Source organism: Pseudarthrobacter sp. C4D7 (assembly GCF_013359725.1).
Lineage (GTDB): Bacteria > Actinomycetota > Actinomycetes > Actinomycetales > Micrococcaceae > Arthrobacter.
The window spans coordinates 88,638-111,117 of the sequence record NZ_JABFMW010000002.1 but is presented as its reverse complement, the minus strand read 5'-3'; the positions used below and the strand labels follow the sequence as shown (position 1 = coordinate 111,117).

Annotated in this window: 19 protein-coding genes; 8 read left to right on the top strand and 11 right to left on the bottom strand. The window is 66.4% G+C overall.

Annotation, left to right across the window (positions count from 1 at the left end):
- Nucleotides 1–460 precede the first annotated feature (460 nt).
- Complete coding sequence (locus HNO81_RS02370) at nt 461–640, top strand: LysM domain-containing protein (protein ID WP_175316541.1); 180 nt, start codon at nt 461–463, stop codon at nt 638–640.
- Nucleotides 641–718: 78 nt separating this feature from the next.
- Nucleotides 719–1,222: an Rv3235 family protein gene (locus HNO81_RS02365; RefSeq protein ID WP_175316540.1), complete on the top strand. Its 504-nt coding sequence runs from the start codon at nt 719–721 to the stop codon at nt 1,220–1,222.
- Nucleotides 1,223–1,338: 116 nt separating this feature from the next.
- Here the strand turns inward: HNO81_RS02365 and secA are convergent, their stop codons facing one another.
- From secA to mtrA, 7 genes are all read right to left on the bottom strand, one after another.
- Nucleotides 1,339–4,080: a preprotein translocase subunit SecA gene (gene secA, locus HNO81_RS02360; protein WP_175316539.1), complete on the bottom strand. Its 2,742-nt coding sequence runs from the start codon at nt 4,078–4,080 to the stop codon at nt 1,339–1,341.
- 99 nt (nt 4,081–4,179) lie between these two features.
- Nucleotides 4,180–5,391 (bottom strand): winged helix-turn-helix domain-containing protein, encoded by a 1,212-nt coding sequence (locus HNO81_RS02355; RefSeq protein ID WP_175316538.1) that lies wholly within the window; start codon nt 5,389–5,391, stop codon nt 4,180–4,182.
- A 30-nt stretch (nt 5,392–5,421) separates the two neighbouring features.
- On the bottom strand, nt 5,422–6,147 hold the full coding sequence (hpf, locus tag HNO81_RS02350; protein WP_175316537.1) for a ribosome hibernation-promoting factor, HPF/YfiA family: 726 nt from the start codon (nt 6,145–6,147) through the stop codon (nt 5,422–5,424).
- Between the two features lie 144 nt (nt 6,148–6,291).
- Complete coding sequence (locus tag HNO81_RS02345; RefSeq protein ID WP_371818143.1) at nt 6,292–6,951, bottom strand: ComF family protein; 660 nt, start codon at nt 6,949–6,951, stop codon at nt 6,292–6,294.
- A 363-nt stretch (nt 6,952–7,314) separates the two neighbouring features.
- Nucleotides 7,315–9,030 (bottom strand): LpqB family beta-propeller domain-containing protein, encoded by a 1,716-nt coding sequence (locus HNO81_RS02340; protein WP_175316535.1) that lies wholly within the window; start codon nt 9,028–9,030, stop codon nt 7,315–7,317.
- Nucleotides 9,027–10,799, bottom strand: a complete 1,773-nt coding sequence (mtrB, locus tag HNO81_RS02335; protein ID WP_371818151.1) for an MtrAB system histidine kinase MtrB — start codon at nt 10,797–10,799, stop codon at nt 9,027–9,029. Before mtrB ends, HNO81_RS02340 begins: the two co-directional genes overlap by 4 nt.
- Nucleotides 10,800–10,959: 160 nt before the next feature.
- Complete coding sequence (gene mtrA, locus HNO81_RS02330) at nt 10,960–11,634, bottom strand: MtrAB system response regulator MtrA (protein WP_175316533.1); 675 nt, start codon at nt 11,632–11,634, stop codon at nt 10,960–10,962.
- A 548-nt stretch (nt 11,635–12,182) separates the two neighbouring features.
- On the opposite strand from mtrA, the gene HNO81_RS02325 reads away from it, so the two are divergent.
- Genes HNO81_RS02325 through HNO81_RS02300 form a run of 6 tightly spaced genes read left to right on the top strand, consistent with a single transcriptional unit; the run spans nt 12,183 to nt 18,122 of the window.
- Nucleotides 12,183–13,202, top strand: a complete 1,020-nt coding sequence (locus HNO81_RS02325; RefSeq protein ID WP_175316532.1) for a hypothetical protein — start codon at nt 12,183–12,185, stop codon at nt 13,200–13,202.
- Nucleotides 13,192–13,824, top strand: coding sequence for a DUF4129 domain-containing protein (locus HNO81_RS02320; protein ID WP_175316531.1), 633 nt, complete (start codon nt 13,192–13,194; stop codon nt 13,822–13,824). The genes HNO81_RS02325 and HNO81_RS02320 overlap by 11 nt, the downstream gene beginning before the upstream one ends.
- Nucleotides 13,821–15,059 (top strand): DUF4350 domain-containing protein, encoded by a 1,239-nt coding sequence (locus tag HNO81_RS02315; protein ID WP_254703267.1) that lies wholly within the window; start codon nt 13,821–13,823, stop codon nt 15,057–15,059. The genes HNO81_RS02320 and HNO81_RS02315 overlap by 4 nt, the downstream gene beginning before the upstream one ends.
- The gene (locus HNO81_RS02310) at nt 15,056–16,069 is read left to right on the top strand and encodes a MoxR family ATPase (RefSeq protein ID WP_175316530.1); all 1,014 of its coding nucleotides are present in this window, start codon (nt 15,056–15,058) and stop codon (nt 16,067–16,069) included. Before HNO81_RS02315 ends, HNO81_RS02310 begins: the two co-directional genes overlap by 4 nt.
- Complete coding sequence (locus HNO81_RS02305) at nt 16,069–17,361, top strand: DUF58 domain-containing protein (protein ID WP_175316529.1); 1,293 nt, start codon at nt 16,069–16,071, stop codon at nt 17,359–17,361. The genes HNO81_RS02310 and HNO81_RS02305 overlap by 1 nt, the downstream gene beginning before the upstream one ends.
- 47 nt (nt 17,362–17,408) lie before the next feature.
- Complete coding sequence (locus HNO81_RS02300; protein ID WP_175316528.1) at nt 17,409–18,122, top strand: DUF4166 domain-containing protein; 714 nt, start codon at nt 17,409–17,411, stop codon at nt 18,120–18,122.
- Here HNO81_RS02300 and HNO81_RS02295 read toward each other — a convergent pair whose 3' ends face one another.
- The 4 genes from HNO81_RS02295 to HNO81_RS02280 form a co-directional block, all read right to left on the bottom strand.
- A complete protein-coding gene (locus HNO81_RS02295) occupies nt 18,123–19,073 on the bottom strand; it encodes a hypothetical protein (protein ID WP_217509036.1) in 951 nt (316 codons plus the stop codon).
- A gap of 131 nt (nt 19,074–19,204) precedes the next feature.
- A complete protein-coding gene (locus tag HNO81_RS02290; RefSeq protein ID WP_175316527.1) occupies nt 19,205–19,609 on the bottom strand; it encodes a chorismate mutase in 405 nt (134 codons plus the stop codon).
- Between the two features lie 100 nt (nt 19,610–19,709).
- Nucleotides 19,710–21,440 (bottom strand): ABC transporter ATP-binding protein, encoded by a 1,731-nt coding sequence (locus HNO81_RS20320; protein ID WP_254703266.1) that lies wholly within the window; start codon nt 21,438–21,440, stop codon nt 19,710–19,712.
- Nucleotides 21,437–22,480 carry an ABC transporter permease gene (locus HNO81_RS02280; protein WP_175316526.1) on the bottom strand — a complete coding sequence of 348 codons (1,044 nt, stop codon included), beginning with the start codon at nt 22,478–22,480 and terminating at the stop codon, nt 21,437–21,439. Before HNO81_RS02280 ends, HNO81_RS20320 begins: the two co-directional genes overlap by 4 nt.

Here is a 22,480-nt window from a genome sequence, read left to right as displayed (position 1 = left end):
GTTGGGACGGTATCGGGCTGCGGCCGCCGCCCGCCGGCTTTCACCGGCATTCATGCAGCGGGCTGTCATCGCCGCCCTTTCAATTCAGCTCATGGCTGGCGCCGCAGCTCACGCGGGCACCACCACCCCGGGACCGGAGTGGACACCCATACACGCGCATTCGTCGGCGGCTCTCCCAACCACCGCAACTGCCGGCGATGCTACGGCGCCCGGTCACAGTGGCACCCCAGACAGCTATGGCCCTGGAGTACCCGCCCCGGCGGACACCCCAACACCAACTCAGGCAGGCTTCCCCACGGGACGGCAGACCGACGCCACGCCTCCTGCCATCACCACTTTCAACCCTGGCTGGCAACCGTCGTCCCCTGTGCTGGAACCCGGCCTGCTCGCGGCACCGGACACCAGGACCGACCCGGAACAGAGTCCTGTACGGCACACCGCGGGCGGAGAGGCGGGGGCTGTGACTGTTCTCGCAGGGGACACCTTATGGGACATCGTGGCGGCCTGGCTCGGACCGGAGGCATCAGACGTGGAGATCGCCATGGAATGGCCACGGTGGTATGCAGCCAACCGTGGACTGATCGGCGGGAGCCCCGATGTCCTGCTCCCGGGCCAGATCCTCCAGGCTCCCGGGCCGTAACGGCCTGCGCCGCCGCACCGCCCGAAGCCCGACCGACCGACCCACCAAACATCCACTTTTCGAACCAAGGGGAACATTATGAGCGCAGCGACACCCGTCCGTACCGCCCAGGGGCTGGGAGACAGCTCCATCGCTGGCGGGAGTGCACCCCGGAAAGCCTCCACACCAAAGACAGCGACGCCCGCAGGCAGGTCACCCGCCGCCACCCCACCGCCGCTGCGTCCCGTAAATGACGCCGCGGAAGTGGTGGCCATAACCCGCGGGACGGTGCAGGCTGCCATGGAGGTGCTGGCCGGAATCCGCCCCATCCACCAACTGGCGCGGCGTTTGGACCCGCGCTGCCTGGCTTCGCTGCAGCACCGGGCGGCACTGATACGGCGCGAACTTACCAGGACGGGAAACCCTGCGCTGGCACGGCTGCACCGGAACTCTGCGGTCCGTTCCGTCAGGGTCTGCGAGGTTGCGGAAGGAATATTCGAGGCCACCGCTGTGGTGGTGGATGACGTACGGGCCCGTGCCGTGGCCGTACGCCTGGAGCGCAGCAAGCAGGTCTGGCGGATCGTTGAACTCGTCATCGGCTGACTTCATGGGTTCCCAAGGAAGCGCTGTCCATTATGCGGCGCAGAACGCAAACAGGGCAGGGACTGATCAGTCCCTGCCCTGTCCCTCAACGCCATGAGACGTTGACGGCAGTACTGCTAGCGCTTCTTTTTCTTTGCCGGGCGCTTCGAGGCATCCTGGGCTGCGGCCTTGGCCGGGTTGCCGGAACGTCCAGTCCCGGGCCGGGTCTCCAGCCGGGTCTCGGTTCCGCCGCCCTCGCTGGGCGCGGTGTATTGCAGTTGCGCCGGCTTTTCCGGGGCTTCAAGACCGGCGGCGTGAACCTGCGGATCCACGTGCTCGGTGTGTCCGCCGGCCGCATCCGGGACGACGACATCCTGAGCCGGCGTTACCTCTACTTCAAGGTTGTAGAGGAATCCAACGCTTTCCTCCCGAATGGCTTCCATCATGCTTTGGAACATGGCAAAACCTTCGCGCTGGTACTCCACCAGCGGATCACGCTGGGCCATGGCACGCAGGCCGATGCCCTCCTTCAGGTAGTCCATCTCATAGAGGTGCTCCTGCCACTTGCGGCCAATGACGGAAAGGACCACACGCCGTTCCAGCTCCCGCATGCTTTCGGAGCCGATGACCTCCTCGCGGGACTGGTACACCAGGCGGGCGTCCGAGAGGATCTCCTCTTTCAGCAGCTCCACGGTAACCCTGGACTTCCCACCGGCTTCTTCGATGATGTCGTCCGCGCCAACGCTGACAGGGTAAAGCGTCTTCAGGTTGGTCCACAGCTGGTGGAAGTCCCAGTCATCGCCGTTTCCTTCGGCGGTGGCAGCATCAATCAGGGCTGCGATGGTGTCCTCGATGAAGTACTGCACCTTTTCGTGCAGGTCATCGCCTTCCAGGATGCGTCGTCGGTCGCTGTAGATGGCTTCGCGCTGGCGGTTCAGGACGTCGTCGTACTTCAGCACGTTCTTGCGCTGCTCGGCGTTCCTGCCTTCAACCTGCCCCTGGGCGGAAGCGATGGCACGGGACACCAGTTTCGATTCCAACGCGACGTCATCCGGCACGGAACTGTTCATCAGCCGTTCCGCAGCCCCGGAGTTGAAGAGCCGCATGAGATCATCGGTCAGCGACAGGTAGAACCGTGACTCACCGGGGTCGCCCTGGCGGCCGGACCGGCCACGGAGCTGGTTGTCGATGCGGCGTGACTCGTGGCGCTCGGTTCCCAGGACGTACAGGCCGCCTAGGTCGAGCACCTCCTCGTGTTCGTCCTTGACCGACTGTTTTGCCGCTTCCAGCGCAGCAGGCCATACGGCTTCGTACTGTTCGGAGTTCTCCTCGGGGTCCAGTCCGCGCTTGGCGAGTTCGGCAACTGCCGTGAATTCGGCGTTGCCGCCCAACATGATGTCAGTGCCACGGCCGGCCATGTTGGTGGCCACGGTGACAGCGCCCTTCCGGCCCGCCTGGGCGACGATGGCTGCTTCCCGGGCGTGGTTCTTGGCGTTCAGGACTTCGTGGCGGATTCCTTCCTTGGCAAGCAGCTTGGACAGGTACTCGCTCTTCTCCACGCTGGTGGTGCCCACCAGGACAGGCTGGCCCTTTTCGTGCCGTTCGGCGATATCGCGCACCACGGCGTCGAACTTGACTACCTCGTTCTTGAAGACCAGGTCCGGCTGGTCGATCCGCTGCATGTCCCTGTTGGTGGGAATGGCGACGACGCCGAGCTTGTAGGTGCTCATGAACTCGGCTGCCTCAGTTTCGGCGGTACCGGTCATGCCGGAAAGCTTGCCGTACATACGGAAGTAGTTCTGCAGCGTCACGGTGGCCAGGGTCTGGTTTTCCGCTTTGATCTCGACGCCTTCCTTGGCCTCGATCGCCTGGTGCATGCCTTCGTTGTAGCGCCGGCCCGCCAGGATGCGGCCGGTGTGCTCGTCAACGATCAGCACTTCGCCGTCCAGGATGACGTAGTCCTTGTCCCGCTTGAAGAGTTCCTTGGCCTTGATGGCATTGTTCAGGAAGCCAATAAGCGGGGTGTTGGCGGACTCGTAGAGGTTGGAAATGCCAAGGTAGTCCTCGACCTTTTCGATCCCGCTCTCCAGGACGCCCACGGTGCGCTTCTTCTCGTCGACCTCGTAGTCCTTCTCAGGCTGGAGCCGGAGCACCACTTTGGCGAATTCGCTGTACCAGCGGTTGGTGTCCCCTTGCGCGGGGCCGGAGATGATCAGCGGAGTACGGGCCTCATCGATGAGGATCGAGTCCACTTCATCGACGATGGCGAAGTTGTGGCCGCGCTGGACGAGTTCGGTGCGGTCCCATGCCATGTTGTCGCGCAGGTAGTCGAACCCAAACTCGTTGTTGGTTCCGTAAGTGATATCGGCCGCGTACTGCTGGCGACGGACGGCCGGATCCTGGTTGGCGAGGATAACACCGCTGGTCAGGCCGAGGAAGCGGTATACCCGCCCCATGAGTTCGGACTGATACTCGGCTAGGTAATCGTTGACGGTGACAACGTGGACACCCTTGCCGGCGAGTGCGTTCAGGTAGGCGGGAGCGGTCGCCACCAGCGTTTTGCCTTCACCGGTCTTCATTTCGGCGATGTTGCCCATGTGCAGGGCGGCGCCGCCCATCAGCTGGACGTCGAAGTGGCGCATTCCCAGGGTGCGGGAGGACGCTTCCCGCACTGCGGCGAAGGCTTCCGGAAGCAGGTCGTCGAGTTTCTCGCCGTCCTGGTGGCGTGCCCGGAGGCGGTCTGTCTCGGCACGCAGCTCGGCGTCGGTAAAGGTCTTGAACGAGTCCTCGAGGGCATTGATGGAATCGGCGTAGTTCCTCAGCTGCCGGAGTGTTTTCTTGTCACCCGTGCGGAGAATTTTTTCGATAAGTGATGCCACGTGAAGATGCTCCCAGTCTGATGCCGCCGAATTCTGGCGTGTTCAGTCTACGGGAGAGACACGCGGCCGGTGCCCCTTTTCCCTGAGAGCGGATACTCCCTACGGGCGTGCCAGTTCCTGCCCCAGCCGGGCGGCGAGGTCCCCGGACTGCCCCACTTCAACCTCCGGGAGGCCAAGCCATTGGCCCATCAGCTGCAGCTCGCGGGCAAGTTCGACGGCGGTGTCCGGCGGTGCGCCGGGCTCGGCGAAGGCGGCCCTCGCCAGCAGCCGCCCACCGGCCCGGTCCGCCTTCAAATCCACACGGGCCACGATTCGGTCACGCAGCAGGAAAGGCAGCACGTAGTAGCCGAAGCGCCGTTTGGGTTCCGGGGTGTAGATCTCAATCCGGTAATGGAAACCGAACAGTTCGGCCAGGCGCCGCCGCTCAAAGACCAGGGAATCGAACGGACTCAACAGCGCCCTGCCGGTGGCACGCCGCGGCAGGACCGAGTCCACATGCCGGAACGTCTTCCGCTCCCAGCCCGCTACGGTGACCGGCTGCAGTTTGCCTTGATCCACGAGGTTCTCCACCGCCACCGCAGTGGCCTTGACCGGAGTCCTGAAGTAATCGGCAAAGCAGCGGATGGTGCCGATCCCATGGGCGCGGGCAGCTGCTTCCGTGAGGCGTTGGAGTGCGGCGGCGGAATCTTTTTCCCCTGCTGCGGCAGCAGCGTCGGGGAGGACCGTAGAGGTCAGCGCATACCGGCGCTCGAACTGCCCCGTCCTGGCAGCCGCCGACACCAGCCCTTCCTCGAAGAGATGTTCAAGGACCCTTTTGACGGCATTCCAGTTCCAGCCCCAGTTCTCCACGCGCCTTTCCTCGACATGCCCCAGCAGTGTGGTCAGTTCCGAGGCCGTCAGGGGTCCGGAACTGGCGAGGGTCCCCAGGATCCTGGCCGCAACCTCGTCACGGAGTGCCGGGTCCATGCGGGAAGCGCCCACCCAGGCCCGTTTCTGCCAGAGAAGGAGGTCCTGGTAATGCTCCGGCCGGATGTAGCTCGCTTCGTGGGCCCAGTACTCAAGCATCCGCCGCGGATGCTTGGCCGACATGCGCTGCAGGATATCCCGGTCGTAGTTGCCCAGCCGCGAGTAGAACGGCAGGAAATGGCTGCGGACCAGGACGTTCACGGAATCGATCTGGACAAGCTGCAGTCGGGCAAAGGTACGGCCCACCGTCCGTGCTGTCACGGGGCCGGTGGGCCGTCCTTTATGGAGTCCCTGGGCTGCCAGTGCGATTCGCCGTGCCTGGTCGAGGCTCAGCGTCGACGGCAATGAGGTCCTCCCTGGTGGCTGTTGCCACGCCTAGGCGTTGGCGGGGGCATCGTCCGAACGGTAGGCAATGACCTTTTCCTCCACGACCGTGTCGCCTGGCTCGCATTCGTGGTCCAGGGTGATGACGCCGTAAGTCCAGCCGCGGCGGCGGTAGACAACGGACGGCGTGTTGGTGGCTTTGTCCACGAAGAGGTAGAAATCGTGGCCTACGAGCTCCATGTTGTCGACGGCATCATCGAGCGTCATGGACGCAGCGGGAAAGACCTTGCGCCGGATCAGAACCGGAGAGTTCCCCGCCGGGATGTCGTTCTCCACGTCGTAGGGGGACTTTTCTTCGGGTGCCTGCGCTGTTTCGGTCCAGCGGTTGGCCTCAACGTAGAGCGGTTCGTGTGCGCTGGCAGGTTCAAGGGAAGCGGTGGCTTCACGGACGGCCTTGGGTGTGTGGCGGCCGTGGTGGACCTTTTTGCGGTCCTTTGCGCGGCGGAGACGCTCAAGCAGCTTGTTGTAGGCGAGGTCAAAGGCGGCAAATTTGTCTGCGGCACTCGCTTCGGCACGGATTACGGGTCCCCGTCCCAGGACCGTCACTTCGACGGTTAACTGGTCCCCGGTTTGCCGGGCGTTGGTCTCCTTGGAGACCTTCGTATCGACCCGCTGGATCTTGTCGCCGAGTGATTCGATCTTTGCGATCTTTTCCCCGGCGTATTCGCGGAACCGGTCTGAAACCGTCAGATTTCGTCCGCTGATCATAAACTCCATGGTGCCCTCCAAATGACTTCGGTGACACGACGGCGGCGCTTCCCTGGGCCGGGCTGTCTGACAGTCGAGCCCCTCTCCGAGCCGCCATCGAAAGGTACATTCTGTTCTTGGTACCCACCACCGACGTTAGTTCATAGCCACCTGTTATTCATCCTTTCCCGGTTTATTTTTTTCTAAGTCATGGCCTGTCCCGCACGGTCCGGGGGCAGGAGTCGCTACGGCTGCCGCATCGGGCGGGCGTGTCGCTGCGAGCACGACGGCGCCCCTCACCCGTGCGCCGGCCGCATGCAAAGTACGGGCTGCTTCACCGAGGGTAGCGCCGGTTGTAAGGACGTCGTCGACGATGATGCAGGGCTTCCCTGCAACCCTGGCGCGGGCACCGGATTTGACCCGCATGGACCCCCTGACACGGCGCGAACGGGCTCCCCTGCCCAAACCTTTCTGGCCGCCCGGCCCATGTCCCAAACCCAGCGCCCTTGACCACTCCAGCCGCGAAGCGGACTTCTTCCCCAGGACATCGGCAACGTCGAGTCCCGGCAGTTGCCTGGCCGCCTCCTTCAGGAGCAGGTGGACCGGGCTGAACCCCCGGTTGACGTATGCCGCCGTCCCGGTAGGCACCGGAACCAGCAGGATGCCGTTGCCGCGAGGGGCAGCGGACCGCACTGCCCCGGCCAGCACCCGGCCCAGGCTTCCCGCAAGCTGGTGCTGGCCCTGTCTTTTGAACGCCAGCAGGGCCTGGGCCAGTTCGTCCCGGTACACCCCCGCTGCCACCACCGGCAGGAGCGTGGTCCCGTCGACAGCCACCAGCGCCGGCGCTCCGCCTTCCGCACGGAAAGGATGCCTGGTCAGTTGGCGGATCCTGCTTCCGCAGGAAGGGCAGAGGGTCCGGTCCTCCGCCCCGCAGCAGACGCAGTCCACAGGCACTGCCAGGGAGAGGAGATCTGTCCCAACAGTGGACAGCCAATCAGCGAGGCGAACGGACACTCTTGCGTGGTCGCTTCTGTGCAGTGCGGTACGGGGCTGCGGTTGCAGATCAGGGTCGATCGCCCGGCTCCCCCGGCGGCGGGGATGTTTTGTCCCGTTGGTCAGGCCGTCCATTCCCCTACGATGCGCCAGGTGTCCGGGCAGGCGGGAGCCCCGCCACCGCTATGTGGACAAGCAGCAGGGTCAGCCGGGGAAAGCAGGATCGATGGGACCCTTGATCTGGGGCGACCACCCGTTGCCCAGGCGCTGGAAGATTCCCTCTCCGGACTGGACATAGATGTCATCTGCACCGTTACCAGCGCTGATGGCAACCAGGCCGGGCCAGGGGGCAAGCTGCTGCGGCTGTCCGGAGGTGAGGGACAGCAGCTCAGGAGTGACGTTGGCACCGGCTGCCTCCTTCATGACGGCCACCGTGGTCCCGTTCACCCACACACCCTGATCGGGATCCGTGGACGAGACCAGGGTGATGGGCGGGGTCAATTCCCGCGGTGTTCCGTCGGCGGCCCGGATCACGCCAGTGACCTGCACCTTGGATTTCCCGTTTTGTTCCGAAATGACCAGGGCACGCACGCCGTCGCGGGAAATGCGGAGTTCCTTCACGGTCCGGCCGGCAAGCCATGACGGCGCCAGGGTGACGGATGGTACTGGGGCACCCTCGGCTACCCCGGTGGGATGGAAGGCCACGACTTCGGTGGCACCCGTGGCACCTGGCCCGGCCGTCCACAGCCAGTCATTGATGCTGAAAGATGGCCGGCTGAGGGTGCTGCGGGTGGTCAGGGCGCGGGCAGGCTGGCCCGGACTGATGCTGTACAGGGTGGTGCGGCCGTCGTTGAGGAAGGCTGCAGCCTGGGACACCGGCGATTCCGCGGGATAGCGCGGGTTCAGGGCCGAGACCGGCTGCATGTCGGGCAGGGGCGAGATGCGGTTGTTCTCGTAGCGCACCAGTTCGTTGCCGCTGACGGCGATCTGGCGCGAGGGAACGGTCTTGTCGAGCACGGGAGGAAGGACGGACCCGTTGTCCTCCACCCGGACCAGGTCCTGGTTGGCGCGCAGTTCCACGTTGACCACGTCCGGCTGGCTGCGGAACGTCAACGTCAGCTGCATCTGCATGCGCAGCCGGTCCTCCGCGGAGGTTTCCGTCAACTCTTTCGCTGTCAGATCCACCTGGGCGGCCCCGGAGACCACCGGGACGGACTCACGGGCAAGCTTGATCCCCGACGGAAAGGCGCTTGCGACGGCGCCGCGGAGGTACGGGGCCGGACCGGCCAGCAGGGCGCTGGTCATCGCTTTGACGGTCTTGTTCTTCAGGAACCAGCGCACATCGGGGATGGCGTAGGTGAAAGTGGGGTCGTAGAAATAGATGGGGTAGGCGCCGTAGATCACCTTGAAGGTTTCCTCCGCGATGGCGGTTCCGTCCGGAATCGCGGAGATCCGCCATTCCCCGTCCACCTGGGTCACCGTCACCGGGATGCGCTCCACCGTTCCGGGCGGGGACTGGGTGGCGATGCCATCAGCATCCACGGTGTAGGAGACGTCCAACTCGTAGTTGAAGACGTTCTCCGTTGCCGTGGGGACAACGCGGGCCTCCCGATAGACCAGCGCCCGTTTGTCCGGCTTCCAGGACACTGCCGAGGCCTGGGTGAGGTACTGGCGGGCCACGGCGTAGTCATCCTCGTAGCCGCTGCCTGCCCGGTAGAAGTAGTCGATGATTGTTTCGGGTGAGGCGCCGGGCTGCGGTGCAGCCGGCAGGAAGACGGGTGCGTTGACGTTGCCGGCGCTGCTTTCACTGCTTTTCCCAACAGGGCCGGACGTGGGGATCCGCGCGCATCCGGACAGGAAGACAATGAGCAGCGCAAGGAGCGCAGCCGTGTACCTGGCCTGGCGCATCGATGCCCTCATGGTGCCTCCTCGGGCGGCCGCACCGGAGCGGATCCGGCTGCCCCGGCCTGCAGCAGCAGCATGTTCTTGTAGTCCTGTTCCGCGGGGATACTTCCTGGCGCTCCCGGCATGGTGGCGTCTGTCGGTTCCAGCTGTACGGGCGACTCCGATATCTCGCCGTCCTGCCGCAAGGGAAGGGTCAGGCGGAAGTTGGCTCCGTCGCCCTTTCGGCCCCATGCCTGCAGCCAGCCGTGGTGCAATTTGGTGTCCTCCATGGCGATGGAAAGTCCCAGACCGCTGCCTCCCGTCGTGCGGGCACGGGCAGGATCAGCGCGCCAGAACCTGTCGAAGACGCGGGCCGCCTGCGACTGGTCCATCCCGATCCCGTGGTCCCTGACCGAAACACCCACTGCCGTATCGTTTGCCACGACCGTGACTGTCACCGGTTTGCCCTCACCATGCTCCACGGCGTTCAGGATCAGGTTCCGCAGGATCCTGTCGATGCGCCGGGCGTCCATTTCAACAATCACGGCGTCGCTGGGGGCCGTATAGAGGATCTCGGAGCCGTATTCAGCCGCGACAGGCGCTGCGCCTTCAATGACGTGGGCGATGACCTGGAGGAGGTCCTCCGGTTCGGCATCCAGGACTGCCACGCCGGCATCGAACCTGCTGATTTCCAGCAGGTCGGAGAGCAGGGACTGGAAGCGCTCCACCTGGTTGTAGAGCAGTTCCGCGGACCGCTTGTTGATGGGGTCGAAATCGTCCCGGGCATCGTAGAGGACTTCCGCGGCCATCCGGACAGTGGTCAACGGCGTCCTCAGTTCGTGCGAAACGTCGGACACGAAGCGCTGCTGCATCTGCGACAGCGTGGCCAGCTGGGTGATCTGCTCCTGCAGGCTGGCTGCCATGTGGTTGAAGGAGGCACCCAGGCGGGCCACTTCGTCCTCGCCCTTGACCACCATGCGTTCCTGCAGTTGGCCAGCCGCAAGTTTTTCGGACACCATGGCGGCGTGGCTCACCGGGCTCACCACGTTGCGGGTGACGTACCAGGCAACAGCGCCGATCAGCAGCACGAGGACCGCACCGCCGGCCCACAGCACACTTTGGATCTCGTTGAGCGTTTGCTGCGCTGTGTTGAGGTCGTAGATCAGGTAGAGCTCGTAGACGGTGCCGTTGAAGGTCACCTTGTTGCCCACGGCAATGCCGGGCCGGTCCTCGGTCCCCACGGGAATAACCGTGGATGCCCAGTATTGGTCTTTCCCGGATTCCTGGACCGCTTTGCGCAGGTCGGGCGGAATGACGCTGACGGTCAGCTGGTCCGAGGCCCGGGACTCCACCCAGCGGTTTCGCGGCTTGGTCTGGTTGGGCATTGCCTCGAACACGTAACGCCGTTGGATGACGGAGCCGCGCCCCTCCACCGCGCTGAGGGTGTCAGAGACCAAGGTGATGACGCTGGACTGGTCGGTGACCTGGGCGCCGTCGAACGTTTCCTGCACCTGTTTGACGTTGTAGCGTGTCTCGGACTCCGCCTGGGTCAGCCGCTCCTGGAACAGGTTGTTGGCGATCTGGTTGGACAGGTAGGCGCCGACCACGGCGAAGGAGGTCACGGCCAGCATCAGGGTGGTCAGAACGGTCCGGAACTGCAGGGACCGGCGCCAGCGCTGCTGCAGGGACCGGCCAAGGTACCGCAGCCCTGGAAGGAAGCGGCGGACTCCGGTCAGCACCAGCCGCGCCACGCGGAGCGCCACGATCAAGGCGCGGCGCTGCCAGATCCGTGCGCGGAAGGCCACATGCCGGAGTCCGGGGTTTCCGGTCCCGCCAGGGCCTGGAGCGACGGGCTCCCCACCGGCCTGAGACGTGGTGTCCTGCGCGGCGACCGCCTGGTTCAGGCCCTGGTCCGCGGAGTGCGGAACTTCGCGCCGGTCCGGTTCCCCGTCCTGCGCGGCGGAGTCAGACCCCTGCTTTGTAGCCGACACCACGCACCGTCAATACAACTTCCGGAGCTTCCGGGTCCTGTTCGATTTTGGACCGCAGGCGCTGGACATGGACGTTGACCAGGCGGGTGTCAGCGGCATGGCGGTAGCCCCAGACCTGCTCCAACAGCAGTTCCCGGGTGAAAACCTGCCACGGCTTGCGCGCCAGTGCCACCAGGAGGTCGAATTCCAGCGGCGTCAGGGAAATCCGCTCGCTGCCCCTGCTGACGGTGTGTCCGGCGACGTCGATGGTGATGTCGGCGATTTTCAGGGTTTCGGGGGCCTTCTGGTCTCCGGGTCGGAGGCGCGCACGCACGCGTGCCACCAGTTCGGCAGGCTTGAACGGCTTCGGCACGTAGTCATCGGCACCGGATTCCAGCCCACGGACCACGTCTGAGGTATCGGATTTGGCGGTCAGCATGACGATCGGGACATCAGATTCGCCGCGGATCAGCCGGCAGACCTCAATGCCGTCCATGCCGGGAAGCATGAGGTCGAGCAGGACAAGGTCCGGCCGTGACGACCGGAAAACGTCGAGGGCCTGGGCGCCGTCAGCGCAGAAGACCGGCTCGAAGCCGTCATTACGGAGGACAATTCCAATCATCTCGGCCAGCGCTTCATCATCATCTACCACCAGAATGCGTGCCTTCATAGCTATATATTCCCTTATCGGGATGGGTTTGTCCTGTTGAGCGGCCTCCCGGCATGGCGGGACACTAGGCCGTCCGACGCCGGAACTATAGTCTTGGGGGCATGCCCTGCTTGGCCGGTGCCCGCCTTTGACGGGCGGTCCGCAAAGCCGGCGGACTGATATGGGGGAGGAAATCAGTGTCACCACAAGAGCCTGAGCAGGGAGAGCCGACGCCGGCGTGGCCGGGCGACCGGCACGACGACGGCGGGACAGCCGCTGCCGGCGCACGCAGCCACGTGCCACCTGCGTGGGAGCAACCAGCGGGCCAGCCGTGGGCGCCGCCCGCCGGCCGCCAGTGGGGGCCGGGACAGCCTCAGCAGGCACCTGGGTGGGCGGAGCAGCCTGCCTGGCAACAGCAACCGCCGCTGCAGTGGCAACAGCCCGGCCAGTACCCCCACCCCTATTCTGGCCAGCCGTATACCGGTGCGCCATACCCCGGAATGCCGTATGCCGCGCCGCCCTACGGACAGCCCCGCTATGCCGCCCCGCCCAAGCCGGGGATCATACCCTTGCGTCCGCTGATGTTCGGGGAGGTCCTCGACGGTTCGTTCCAAAGCATCAGGCGCAACGCCAAGGCAATGCTGGGCGGCGGCCTCCTTGCACAGTCACTGTCTGCCGTCCTCGCAGCCGTCATCACCGGCGTGGCTGCGACCTCGTCCAGGTCAATTGAATCCTGGGCAACGACGGCCAGCAGCACCGACATCGCGTCCCTCGGGATCGGACTGATGGTCTCGTTTACCATCCTGTCGATCCTGTCCGTCTTCATGTCCGTGGTTCTCCAGGGGGCCATGGTGGTCCCTGTTGCCCGGGCCGTCCTCAACCGTCCCACCGGATTTCGGCGCATGCTCTCGCTGGTGCGGCCGCGGCTCGGGGCGCTGGCCAGGCTGGCGGCGGTGCTGGTGGGTGCGGCAGCTGTGGCAATACTGATTTTCTTCGCCCTTATCGTGCTCCTGTTTTCCAACGTCCGGGGGGCGGCTGCGCTGCTGGCCTTCCCCCTGATGATGGGCTTTGCCGTCCTGTTCCTCTGGGTGGCGATCAAGCTCATGGTGGCACCTGCCGCCGTCGTGATCGAAGAGCTGGGCGCATTCGCCGGGCTTCGCCGCTCCTGGGTCCTCACCCGGGCAAACTGGTGGCGCATCCTGGGCATCACCCTGGTGGTGGGAATCCTGGTCGCGGTCATCACCCAGGTGGTCCTGATCCCTGCAAGCCTCCTGCCCACCATCCTGTCGGGGGTCGTGTCGCCGCACGGCGGCAGCGGGCAGGATGCCACTGTCACTGCGGTCGTAGGCGTCCTCACTGCAGTACTGGGCGCCCTGGTGGGTGCGGTGGGTTACGCCTTCCAAACCTCCGTCATGGCACTGCTCTACATGGACCTGCGGATGCGCAAGGACGGCCTTGACATCGTGCTGCTGCGCGAGTTGGAGTCGGGGTCGGATCCGGACGGCGTTCCGGGCCGGACATCCGCAGCCGGAAGCATCGCCGGCTCCGGGTACGGGACGGCGCCGGGGGCATGGCCGCATGGCAGCTGAGCCGCCGCTGCTGCCCGGAGCCGACGAAGCGCGGCGGTGGGCGGCGGAGGAGCTGGCCAAACCCGAATACCGGGATGCCGCGCCTTCCTGGCTGGACACTGTGTGGCAAAACTTCCTTGACTGGCTGCTGTCCTTTGGCGGCTCCCCCGGGGATGCCGCTCCGGTGCCCAGCCCCGTCATCGCCCTCGTCATCGCCGCCATCATCGCGGCCGCCGTCCTCCTCGCCCGCCCCCGGCTGAACGCGCGGGCCAGGCAGTCCGCTGACCTTTTCGAAAGGGAAACCGCACTGGCCGCACAGGACTACCGGGCACGCGCGGAAGCCGCCGCCGCGGATGGACGCTGGGGGGACGCCGTCGTCGACCGCTTCCGTGCGGTGGTCCGCAGCGCCGAAGACCGGACCATCCTCGAGCCGCAGCCAGGCCGTACGGCTGACGAGGCCGCACAGGCATTGTCCGTGCCGTTTCCCGGCGAGTCCCGGCGCCTGTCCCGGGCCGCGGCCTCCTTTGACGGCATACGCTACGGAAACAGGCCGGCGGGCAGTGCCGAGTACCGGGAGATGGCGGCTCTCGATGAGGCCTTGGACGCCCTGAAGCCCGCTGCCTCACCGGCGGCACTGTCATGACCGGACCCACCGTTGCCGATGCGGAACCTGAGCGGGGCATGGAGACGGTACCCGGGACACGGCAGCACTCCGGCCCCACGCCTGCCGGCCGGATCGGTCCGGCCGGCAGGTTTCTGGCCTGGATGCGGCAGCATCGTGGAGTCACCGCGGCGGCTGCGGTGGTGGCTGCGGCGCTGGCCCTGGTGATTGGCACGCAGCTCGCACCCAAGGGTGACAGGGTGCCGCTGTCCGTCCATAATGCTGGGCCCGAAGGTGCAAGGGCGCTGGCCGAAATCCTGGGCCGGCACGGCGTTTCGGTCCATACTCCCACCCGCTTCGACGCGGCGCTGGAGGACCTGCGTTCCAGCTCCTCCCCCACCCTCCTGCTCTACGACAGGAACGGCGTCCTGGACGAACAGCAGCTGGCAGGTCTCGCGGCCGCCGCCGACCGGGTGGTGGTTGTCACCCCGAGGCTGGAAACCCTCGCCGCCCTGAAGGCCGGCATACGCCAGGCGGGGGTGGTTCCCGACGCCTCCCAGGTCCTTGACCCCGGTTGCGCGCAACCCGACGCTGAAGCAGCGGGACAGGTCACGGGCCAGCCGGGATACGTGTACGACGGCGGCACCACCTGCTACCGCGCGGCGGGAACCGCCGGGATGCTCGCCGTCAGCGACGACGGCCTGGTAACCGTCCTGGGCAGCCGGGCAGTCCTGGGCAACGGCAAGCTCGATGAGCTGGGCAATGCCGCGCTGGCGGTCCGGATTCTTGGCGCGTCGCCGGACCTGGTCTGGTACCTGCCTTCGATCGAAGACGCCGCGGCAGGCGGGTCCGGGCAGACCCTGGACGACCTTGCACCGGACTGGGCCCGCTTCCTTGGCCCGTGGCTGCTGCTGGTTGCCGCCGCTGCCATCGTGTGGCGCGGCCGGCGCCACGGCCCCCTGGTGTTCGAGCCGTTGCCGGTGGTGGTCAAGGCAGTCGAAACCGTGGAAGGCCGCGCCCGGCTCTACCAGGACTCCCGTGCCGTAGACCAGGCCCGGGACAACCTGCGGGCGGGCCTGCTGGTGCGGCTCGCCGGCAAACTCCGGCTGGGCCCCGGCGCCACCGCCGAGGACACGATTGCCGCATCAGCCAGGCTGCTCGGAAGGGATGCCACCGGCATCCGCGCGCTGGTCAACGAACGCCCCACAACTGAAGCCCGGCTGGTGGCCTGGTCCCAGGCCCTGGAAAAACTTGAGAAAGAGGTCATGACCCGATGAGTGAACAGAGCAGCGGTCCGCAGGTCCTGAGCCCGGCCAATCCCGGTGGTGCCACGGACGACGACGGCCCCCGGCAGGCGCTCCTGGCCGTCCGCAACGAAGTGGCCAAGGCGGTGGTGGGACAGGACGCCACGGTCACGGGCCTGCTGATTGCCCTGCTTTCGCAGGGGCATGTCCTGCTGGAAGGGGTACCGGGGGTGGCCAAGACGCTGCTGGTCCGCGCGCTGTCCGCTGCGCTGAGCCTGGACACCAAGCGGGTCCAATTCACCCCCGACCTCATGCCGGGCGATGTCACCGGCTCGTTGGTCTACGACGCCCATACGTCCGAGTTCAGCTTCCGCGAAGGGCCGGCTTTCACCAACCTCCTGCTGGCCGATGAGATCAATCGGACTCCGCCGAAAACCCAGGCCTCCCTCCTTGAGGCCATGGAAGAGCGGCAGGTTTCCGTGGACGGGGTCTCCAGGCAGCTGCCAACCCCGTTCCTGGTGGCGGCAACGCAGAACCCGGTGGAGTACGAAGGAACGTATCCCCTGCCCGAGGCGCAGCTGGACCGGTTCCTGCTCAAGCTCACCATGCCCCTGCCCGGCCGCGGTGAAGAGATTGAGGTGATCCGCCGGCATGCCGCCGGATTCGATCCCCGCGACCTGGCGGCAGCCGGTGTCCGCCCGGTGGCGGGAGCGGAGGACCTGAAGCGGGCACGCGAAGCTGTGTCCGCGGTGGCCGTGGAGCCGGAAATCATCGGTTACATCGTGGACCTGGTGCGCGCCACCAGGGCAGCCCCGTCCTTCCAGCTTGGTGTCTCGCCGCGTGGCGCCTCCGCCCTGCTCAATACGTCCAGGGCCTGGGCCTGGCTTTCTGGACGCCCATTCGTTACCCCGGACGACGTCAAGGCCCTGGCGCTGCCCTGCCTGCGGCACCGGGTGGCGCTGCAGCCCGAAGCCCAAATGGACGGGGTCCGGGTGGACGACGTCCTGGGCAGCATCCTGGCCTCTGTCCCCGTTCCGCGTTGATGGCCATCTCTGGGCGCTTTGTGGCGGTGGTGCTGCTGGGCCTGGTGCCGGTGCTGCTGCTCCCGGGATGGCCGGCCATACTCGCCACGGCAGCGGTGCTTTTGGCCTTGGTGGGCGCCGACCTGTTGCTGGCAGCGTCGCTCCGGCAGGTGGGCACGGTACGTGCCGAGCCGGAAAACGTCACCTTGGACAACGTGGTGGCGGCCGGCTTCACGCTCCGCAATGGAGGCACCCGCAGGCTCCGCGGCACGTTCAGGGACGGATGGCAGCCTTCCGCCGGCGCGCAGGATCCCGTCCAGGACATTGACGTCCCGTCCGGCGAAAGCAGGCGGTTCACGGTCAGGCTCCGGCCAGTCCGCCGGGGGGACCTCGCCGCGCAGCATGTGACAATCCGTTCGTATGGCCCGCTGGGCCTGGCGGCCCGCCAGCGGACCATCTCGTGCCCCGGCTCCGTGCGGGTGCTGCCACCCTTCCATTCGCGCCGGCACCTGCCCTCCAAGCTGCGGAAACTGCGCGAACTCGATGGCAAGGCCGCCGTCCAGATCCGTGGCGCCGGAACGGAGTTCGACTCCCTGCGCGACTATGTGCGCGGCGACGACGTACGGTCCATCGACTGGCGCGCCACCGCACGGCGCTCCGCCGTGGTGGTCAGGACCTGGCGGCCGGAGCGGGACCGGCGGGTGGTCATGGTGCTGGATACCTCCCGCACGTCAGCGGCGAGGATCGCTGACGAAACCCGGCTGGACACCGGGATCGAGGCAGCGCTCCTCCTGGCCGTCCTGGCTGAACGCGGCGGGGACCGGGTGGACTTCGTGGCCTTCGACCGCAGGACCCGGGCGCGTGCAGGCTCTGCGGGCCAGGGCAATATCCTGGGCCGCCTGGTCCAGGCCATGGCTCCCCTGGAGGCCGAGCTGATCGAGATGGACTGGCCCGCCGTCCCGGCACAGGTCCGTGCTGTCTCGGCACACCGGTCCCTGGTGGTGCTGCTGACATCGCTGGACAGCGGAGCGCCGGAAGAGGGCCTGCTGCCCACGGCGGAGCGGCTGGCAAGCCAGCACGTGGTGGTGGTGGCCGCCGTCCGCGACCCCCAGCTCGGCACCATGCTTCACGAACGCAGCGACGCCACCGGCGTGTTCCGCGCAGCTGCCGCGGAGCGCGCCCTCCTGCAGCGGGCGGCGGTCACCGCCGAACTGCGGCGTTGCGGCGTGGAAGTGGTGGACGCGGAACCACATGACCTGCCGCCCCGGCTCGCCGACATGTACATCCGGCTCAAAACTGCCGGTAGATTGTGAAACCGGAGGCAGGCAGCCCTTGCCGCACGCAACAGGAGGTCCACGACATGAGCGTCCCCATCTACCGGCAGGCCCTGGGAGCGGAGTTTTCACGGCTCCAGCCCGAGCTCCAGGAGTATTTCTCGCTTGCGCCAGGATCCGGGCAGTACGGCGTGGGGGAAGGAACGTTCGACGTCGTGGGGTGCCGGCAGCGCTGGCTGCGCCCCTTGCTCCGGCTCACGGCGGGTGAAGAGGCCTTCTTCCCTGAGTACGGAGAGAACATCCCGTTCCGGATCGAGAACCACGCCCACCAGGATCCTTTTGGCCGTTCCAGCCTCACCGCCCGCCGTGAAATCCGCTTCCCCGGCCGTACCCGGCTGTTTCAGGACACCACCAGCGCCACCGGCGCGGAGGAAAACACCCAGCTGGTGGACTACGTGGGACGCTACCGGCGCCTGGTAACGGACCTGAACCTGAGTGTCACGGCCGAGGGAAGGCTGCGTGGCGTTTCTGAGGTGTCGCGGCTATTCGTGGGTCCCCTCCGGGTGCCGCTTCCGGCGGGGTTGGACGCCAAAGCCTACGCCGAGCAGTGGTGGGATCCGGCCGAAGGCAGCAATGGCCGCCACCGCATCCAGGTGAAAGTCATCCAACCGCAGATCGGCCTGGTCCTGGTCTACGCCGGGGCCTTCGACTACCGCCTGCGCCCCTACACCGGCGGCAGTTCCGCCCAGAGCTACCTGCCCCGTTACGCCCAGCCGGACCGCTGGGAGAACAGGGTGTAGCTAACCCAGCGCCTGCTGGTTCAGGCCGTCGGCCACCTGCGTGAGCCGATGCAGCACGTCCGTGGCCTGGGCGGGTGTGTGGCTTGCCAGCCCCGCGGACGGCGTCACCCGGATGGCACCAAGCAGCGACGGCGGCAGGCCCAGCTGGCGCCAGGGACGCCACACGGACTCCACGCTGGGACCGACTTTGGGCGGCGGTCCTCCGGCGGCCACGTCCAGGACGCCGGCCCAGAACTGTTTTCCCGCCTCTACGGCACCAGCCACCTGCTCCCATTGGCGGTTGGTCAACGCTTTCAGGGGCAACGCGACGCCGTCGGCTCCTGCCGCAAGGGCGAGGTCGATCGGGGCCTCGATCTCGGGGAATGACACCACCACCTCAGCTGCGCCGGCCGCGCGCAGGGCCTCCTGGACCAGGCGCCATGACTCACGCACCTCCGACGCTGCTACTGCCCGGAGGGTGCGGTAGCCGCTGGCGGTGGGAATGGTTCCGGCCAGCACAGCCGCGATGGCGGGTTCGTCCACCTGGACCACCAGCCGGGCGCCGGGAACGGCGGCAGCCACCCGGGTGAGATAGCCGCCGACTCCCGCGGCCAAGGAGGCAGCCAGGTCACGGCGGGCGCCGTAATCCAGCAGCGCCCGCTCACCGTTGTGCAGGTGCAGGCCGGCGGCCAGGCTCATCGGGCCAACCAGCTGAACCTTGAATTCAGCTGCTGATATGTCTTCGGCTCCGGCAACATCTGCCAGGACGTTCAGGTCGGTGGACAGGGCGGAGGATGCCCGCCGCATGTCCTTGCCCGGGCGGTCCACCAGCCGCCAGCCGTGCGGCTGGACGTCCACGGCGAGTTCTTCGAGGAGGGCGGCTGTTCGGCCCAGGGCATCGGAGCCTACGCCCCGGTCCGGCAGTTCAGCCAGGAAGGGAAGGTGCGGGCTGCCCAGCTCGCCGCGTATCATCCGGGTGGCCTCAAGCGGATCATCGCCGGGCCATGGGCCAAGCCCGGTGGCCGTCACTTGGCGGGCCGCTGCTGTCTGGGACTTACCCTGGGACGGAAGGGTGGCGCGGCCCTGTTCGTGCTGTTCCCGGCTCACGCCAGCGCGGAGGTGTGCTGCTGGCCGGATGCGGCCTGGTGGTCCTCGGCGATGGCTTCGTGGTGGCGGATCACTTCACCGATGATGAAGTTGAGGAACTTCTCCGCGAACGCGGGGTCGAGGTGGGCGTCCTCGGCCAGGCGGCGCAGCCGGGCGATTTGCGCGGCTTCCCGTCCGGGGTCGCCGGCGGGAAGGCGGTGGGTGGCCTTCAGGAAACCCACCTTTTGTGTGGCCTTGAAGCGCTCAGCCAACAGGTACACCAGGGTGGCGTCGATGTTGTCGATGCTGGAACGGATGGACAGCAGCTCAGCCATCACCGATTCATCCACATGGCCCGCGAGGGAGCTGGCGGAGGGATCAAAATCATCGGAACCAGGAGAATTGGGGTTGTGCTGCGTCATGGCTCCAGTCTATGGGAGCCGGATGCGTCACTGCGGGTGTGAAGCGCCGGTGGCGGTCAGCTGCGGCCACCGGCGCTTCACAGGGAGCAATCCTGCAGGGTCAGATGCCCAGGAGTGCCCGGTGCTCCTCTCGGCGTTTGGCCTGTTCGGCCGGGTCCGGCACCGGCAGGGAGGCGATCAGCCGCCGAGTGTAGTCATGCTGCGGGTTGCCCATGACCTGGCTGCCGATTCCCTGCTCCACCAGCTTGCCTTTGTACAGCACGCCCACCCAGGTGGACAGGATGTCCACTACGGCAAGATCGTGGCTGATGAACAGGCAGCCGAATCCGAACTCTTCCTGGATGTCCCGGAACAACTCCAGGACTTTTGCCTGCACCGAAACGTCCAGGGCCGACGTCGGCTCATCCGCTATCAGCAGCCGGGGGTTCAGGCTGAGAGCACGTGCGAGTGATGCCCGCTGCCGCTGGCCGCCGGACAGTTCGTGCGGGTACCGGCCCGCATACGACGCCGGCAGCTGGACCGACTCCAGCAACTCCCCCACGCGCTTGCGTGCCTGGGCGTCGCTGGGCCGGGTGTGGATGAGCATGGGCTCGGCGATGCACTCGCCGATGGTCAGCTGCGGGTTGAAGGAGGCGGCGGGATCCTGGAACACGAAGCCGATGTCCTTCCGCAGCGGCTTGAACGTGCGTTCGCGGAGGTTCAGCATCTCGTAGCCCAGGACCTTGAGGCTGCCGCCGGTCGTTCGGTTCAGACCTGCGATGGCACGGCCAATGGTTGTCTTGCCGGACCCTGACTCCCCCACCAGGCCAAAGACCTCACCCTTGGACAGGGTGAAGCTGACACCCTCCACGGCTTTGAAAGCCGGCGTCCCCAGCCGCCCCGGGTACTCAATCACCAGGTTGTCGGCGGCTACCAGCACTTCCTCATCCTGGTGGCTGCGCCGGCTGAGGCCTTCCGACGCCGAATTGCGGCCCAGGTGCGGCACCGCGGCAAGGAGGTTGCGGGTGTAATCCTGCCTGGGTTCGGCGAAGAGGGTCTTCGCCGGGGCTTCCTCGACGACGTCGCCCTGGTACATCACCACCACCCGGTCCGCCAGATCGGCCACGACACCCATGTTGTGAGTGATCAGCACAATCGAGGTGCCGTATTTGTCCCTGAGGTCCCGGAGGAGTTCCAGGATTTCCGCCTGCACGGTGACATCCAGCGCGGTGGTGGGTTCGTCGGCAACAATCAGGCCCGGATTCAGCGCCAGGGCGGCCGCAATGACCACGCGCTGCTTCTGGCCGCCGGAAAACTGGTGCGGGTAGTAGTTGACCCGGTGCTCAGGGTCCGGGATGCCAACCTTGCCCAGGGCCTCGATGGCACGGGCTTTGGCTTCCTTCGCGGATACCCGTCCCCCGCCGTTGGCGTTGGCGTGGGCGTGGGCGCGGATGCCTTCGGCGATCTGCCATCCCACCGTGAACACGGGGTTCAGGGCGGTGGAGGGCTCCTGAAACACCATGGCCACGTCCCGGCCGCGGATTTGGCGCAACCGGCCGGGGCTGAGGCTGATGACGTTTGCGCCGTTAATCAGCACCGCGCCAGAGCTTACGGCCGTTTCCGGAAGCAGGCCCAGGATGGTCTTTGCGGTGACCGTCTTGCCGGAGCCGGACTCCCCCACGATGGCCAGCACCTCTCCCGCCTTGACGTCCAGGCTGACGTCCTTGACGGCGTACACGTCGCCACCGTCCGTGGCGAAGGTGACCTTCAGGTGGTCGATATCCAATACTGTTTTCCGGTCCTGGGCACTGGACAATGACCGCGTATTTTCGGAGCCGGGATTTTCGCTCATGGGTTGCTCGATTCTGTTTCTGCTCCGGACCCCGTCGCTGCGGCAGGCGCAGCAGGAGTGGCCGGCGCGCCGGCGGCTGCCTTGCGGCCGCTGCGCTTGCGGCCGCGGAGGCGCGGATCGTTGAGGTCGTTGATGCTTTCGCCCACCAGCGTCAGGCCAAGGACTGTCCACACAATGGCGAGGCCCGGGAACAGTCCCGTCCACCAAATGCCCGAGGTGGTGTCGGCGAGCGCCTTGTTCAGGTCGAATCCCCACTCGGCAGCTGAGCTCGGCTCGATGCCGAAGCCCAGGAAGCCCAGCCCTGCCAGCGTCAGAATGGATTCAGAGGCGTTGAGCGTGAAGATCAGCGGCAGGGTGCGGGTGGCGTTTCGGTAGATGTGGCGGGTCATGATGCGGATGTTTGACGCGCCCACCACCTTGGCGGATTCAACGAAGGGCTCCGCCTTCAGCCGGATGGTCTCGGCCCGGATCACCCTGAAGTACTGCGGGATGAACACTACCGTGATGGAAATGGCCGCGGCCAGGATCCCGCCGAAGAGGCTGGACTGGCCGCCGCTGATGACGATTGCCATGACGATTGCCACCAGAAGCGACGGGAAGGCATAGATGGCGTCAGCCACGACGACCAGGATGCGGTCCAGCCATCCTCCGATGTAGCCGCTCACCAGGCCGAGGATGACGCCGGCGAAGATGGAGAGGACCACAGCCACGATGATGACCAGGAGTGCCGTCTGGGTACCCCAGATCACGCGGGAGAGGACATCGTAACCGCCGACGGTGGTGCCCAGGAGGTGTTTCCCGCCGGGAGCCTGCTGGGTGGGGAAGCTGCCGTCGGCATCCGAAAGCTGCGCGAAGCCGTAGGGTGCCAGCAGCGGTGCGGCCAGCGCGGTGAGCAGGAAGATGCCGGTGAGGACGAGCCCCACCACCAGCATGAAGCGCTGCAGTCCGACGCTTTTGTTGAAATGCGAAACGACCGGCAGCCGGCGGAACAGGGAAGCCCGCGGGTTGGCCGCGGGTTCGAGAGTTGTATTGGCAGACAT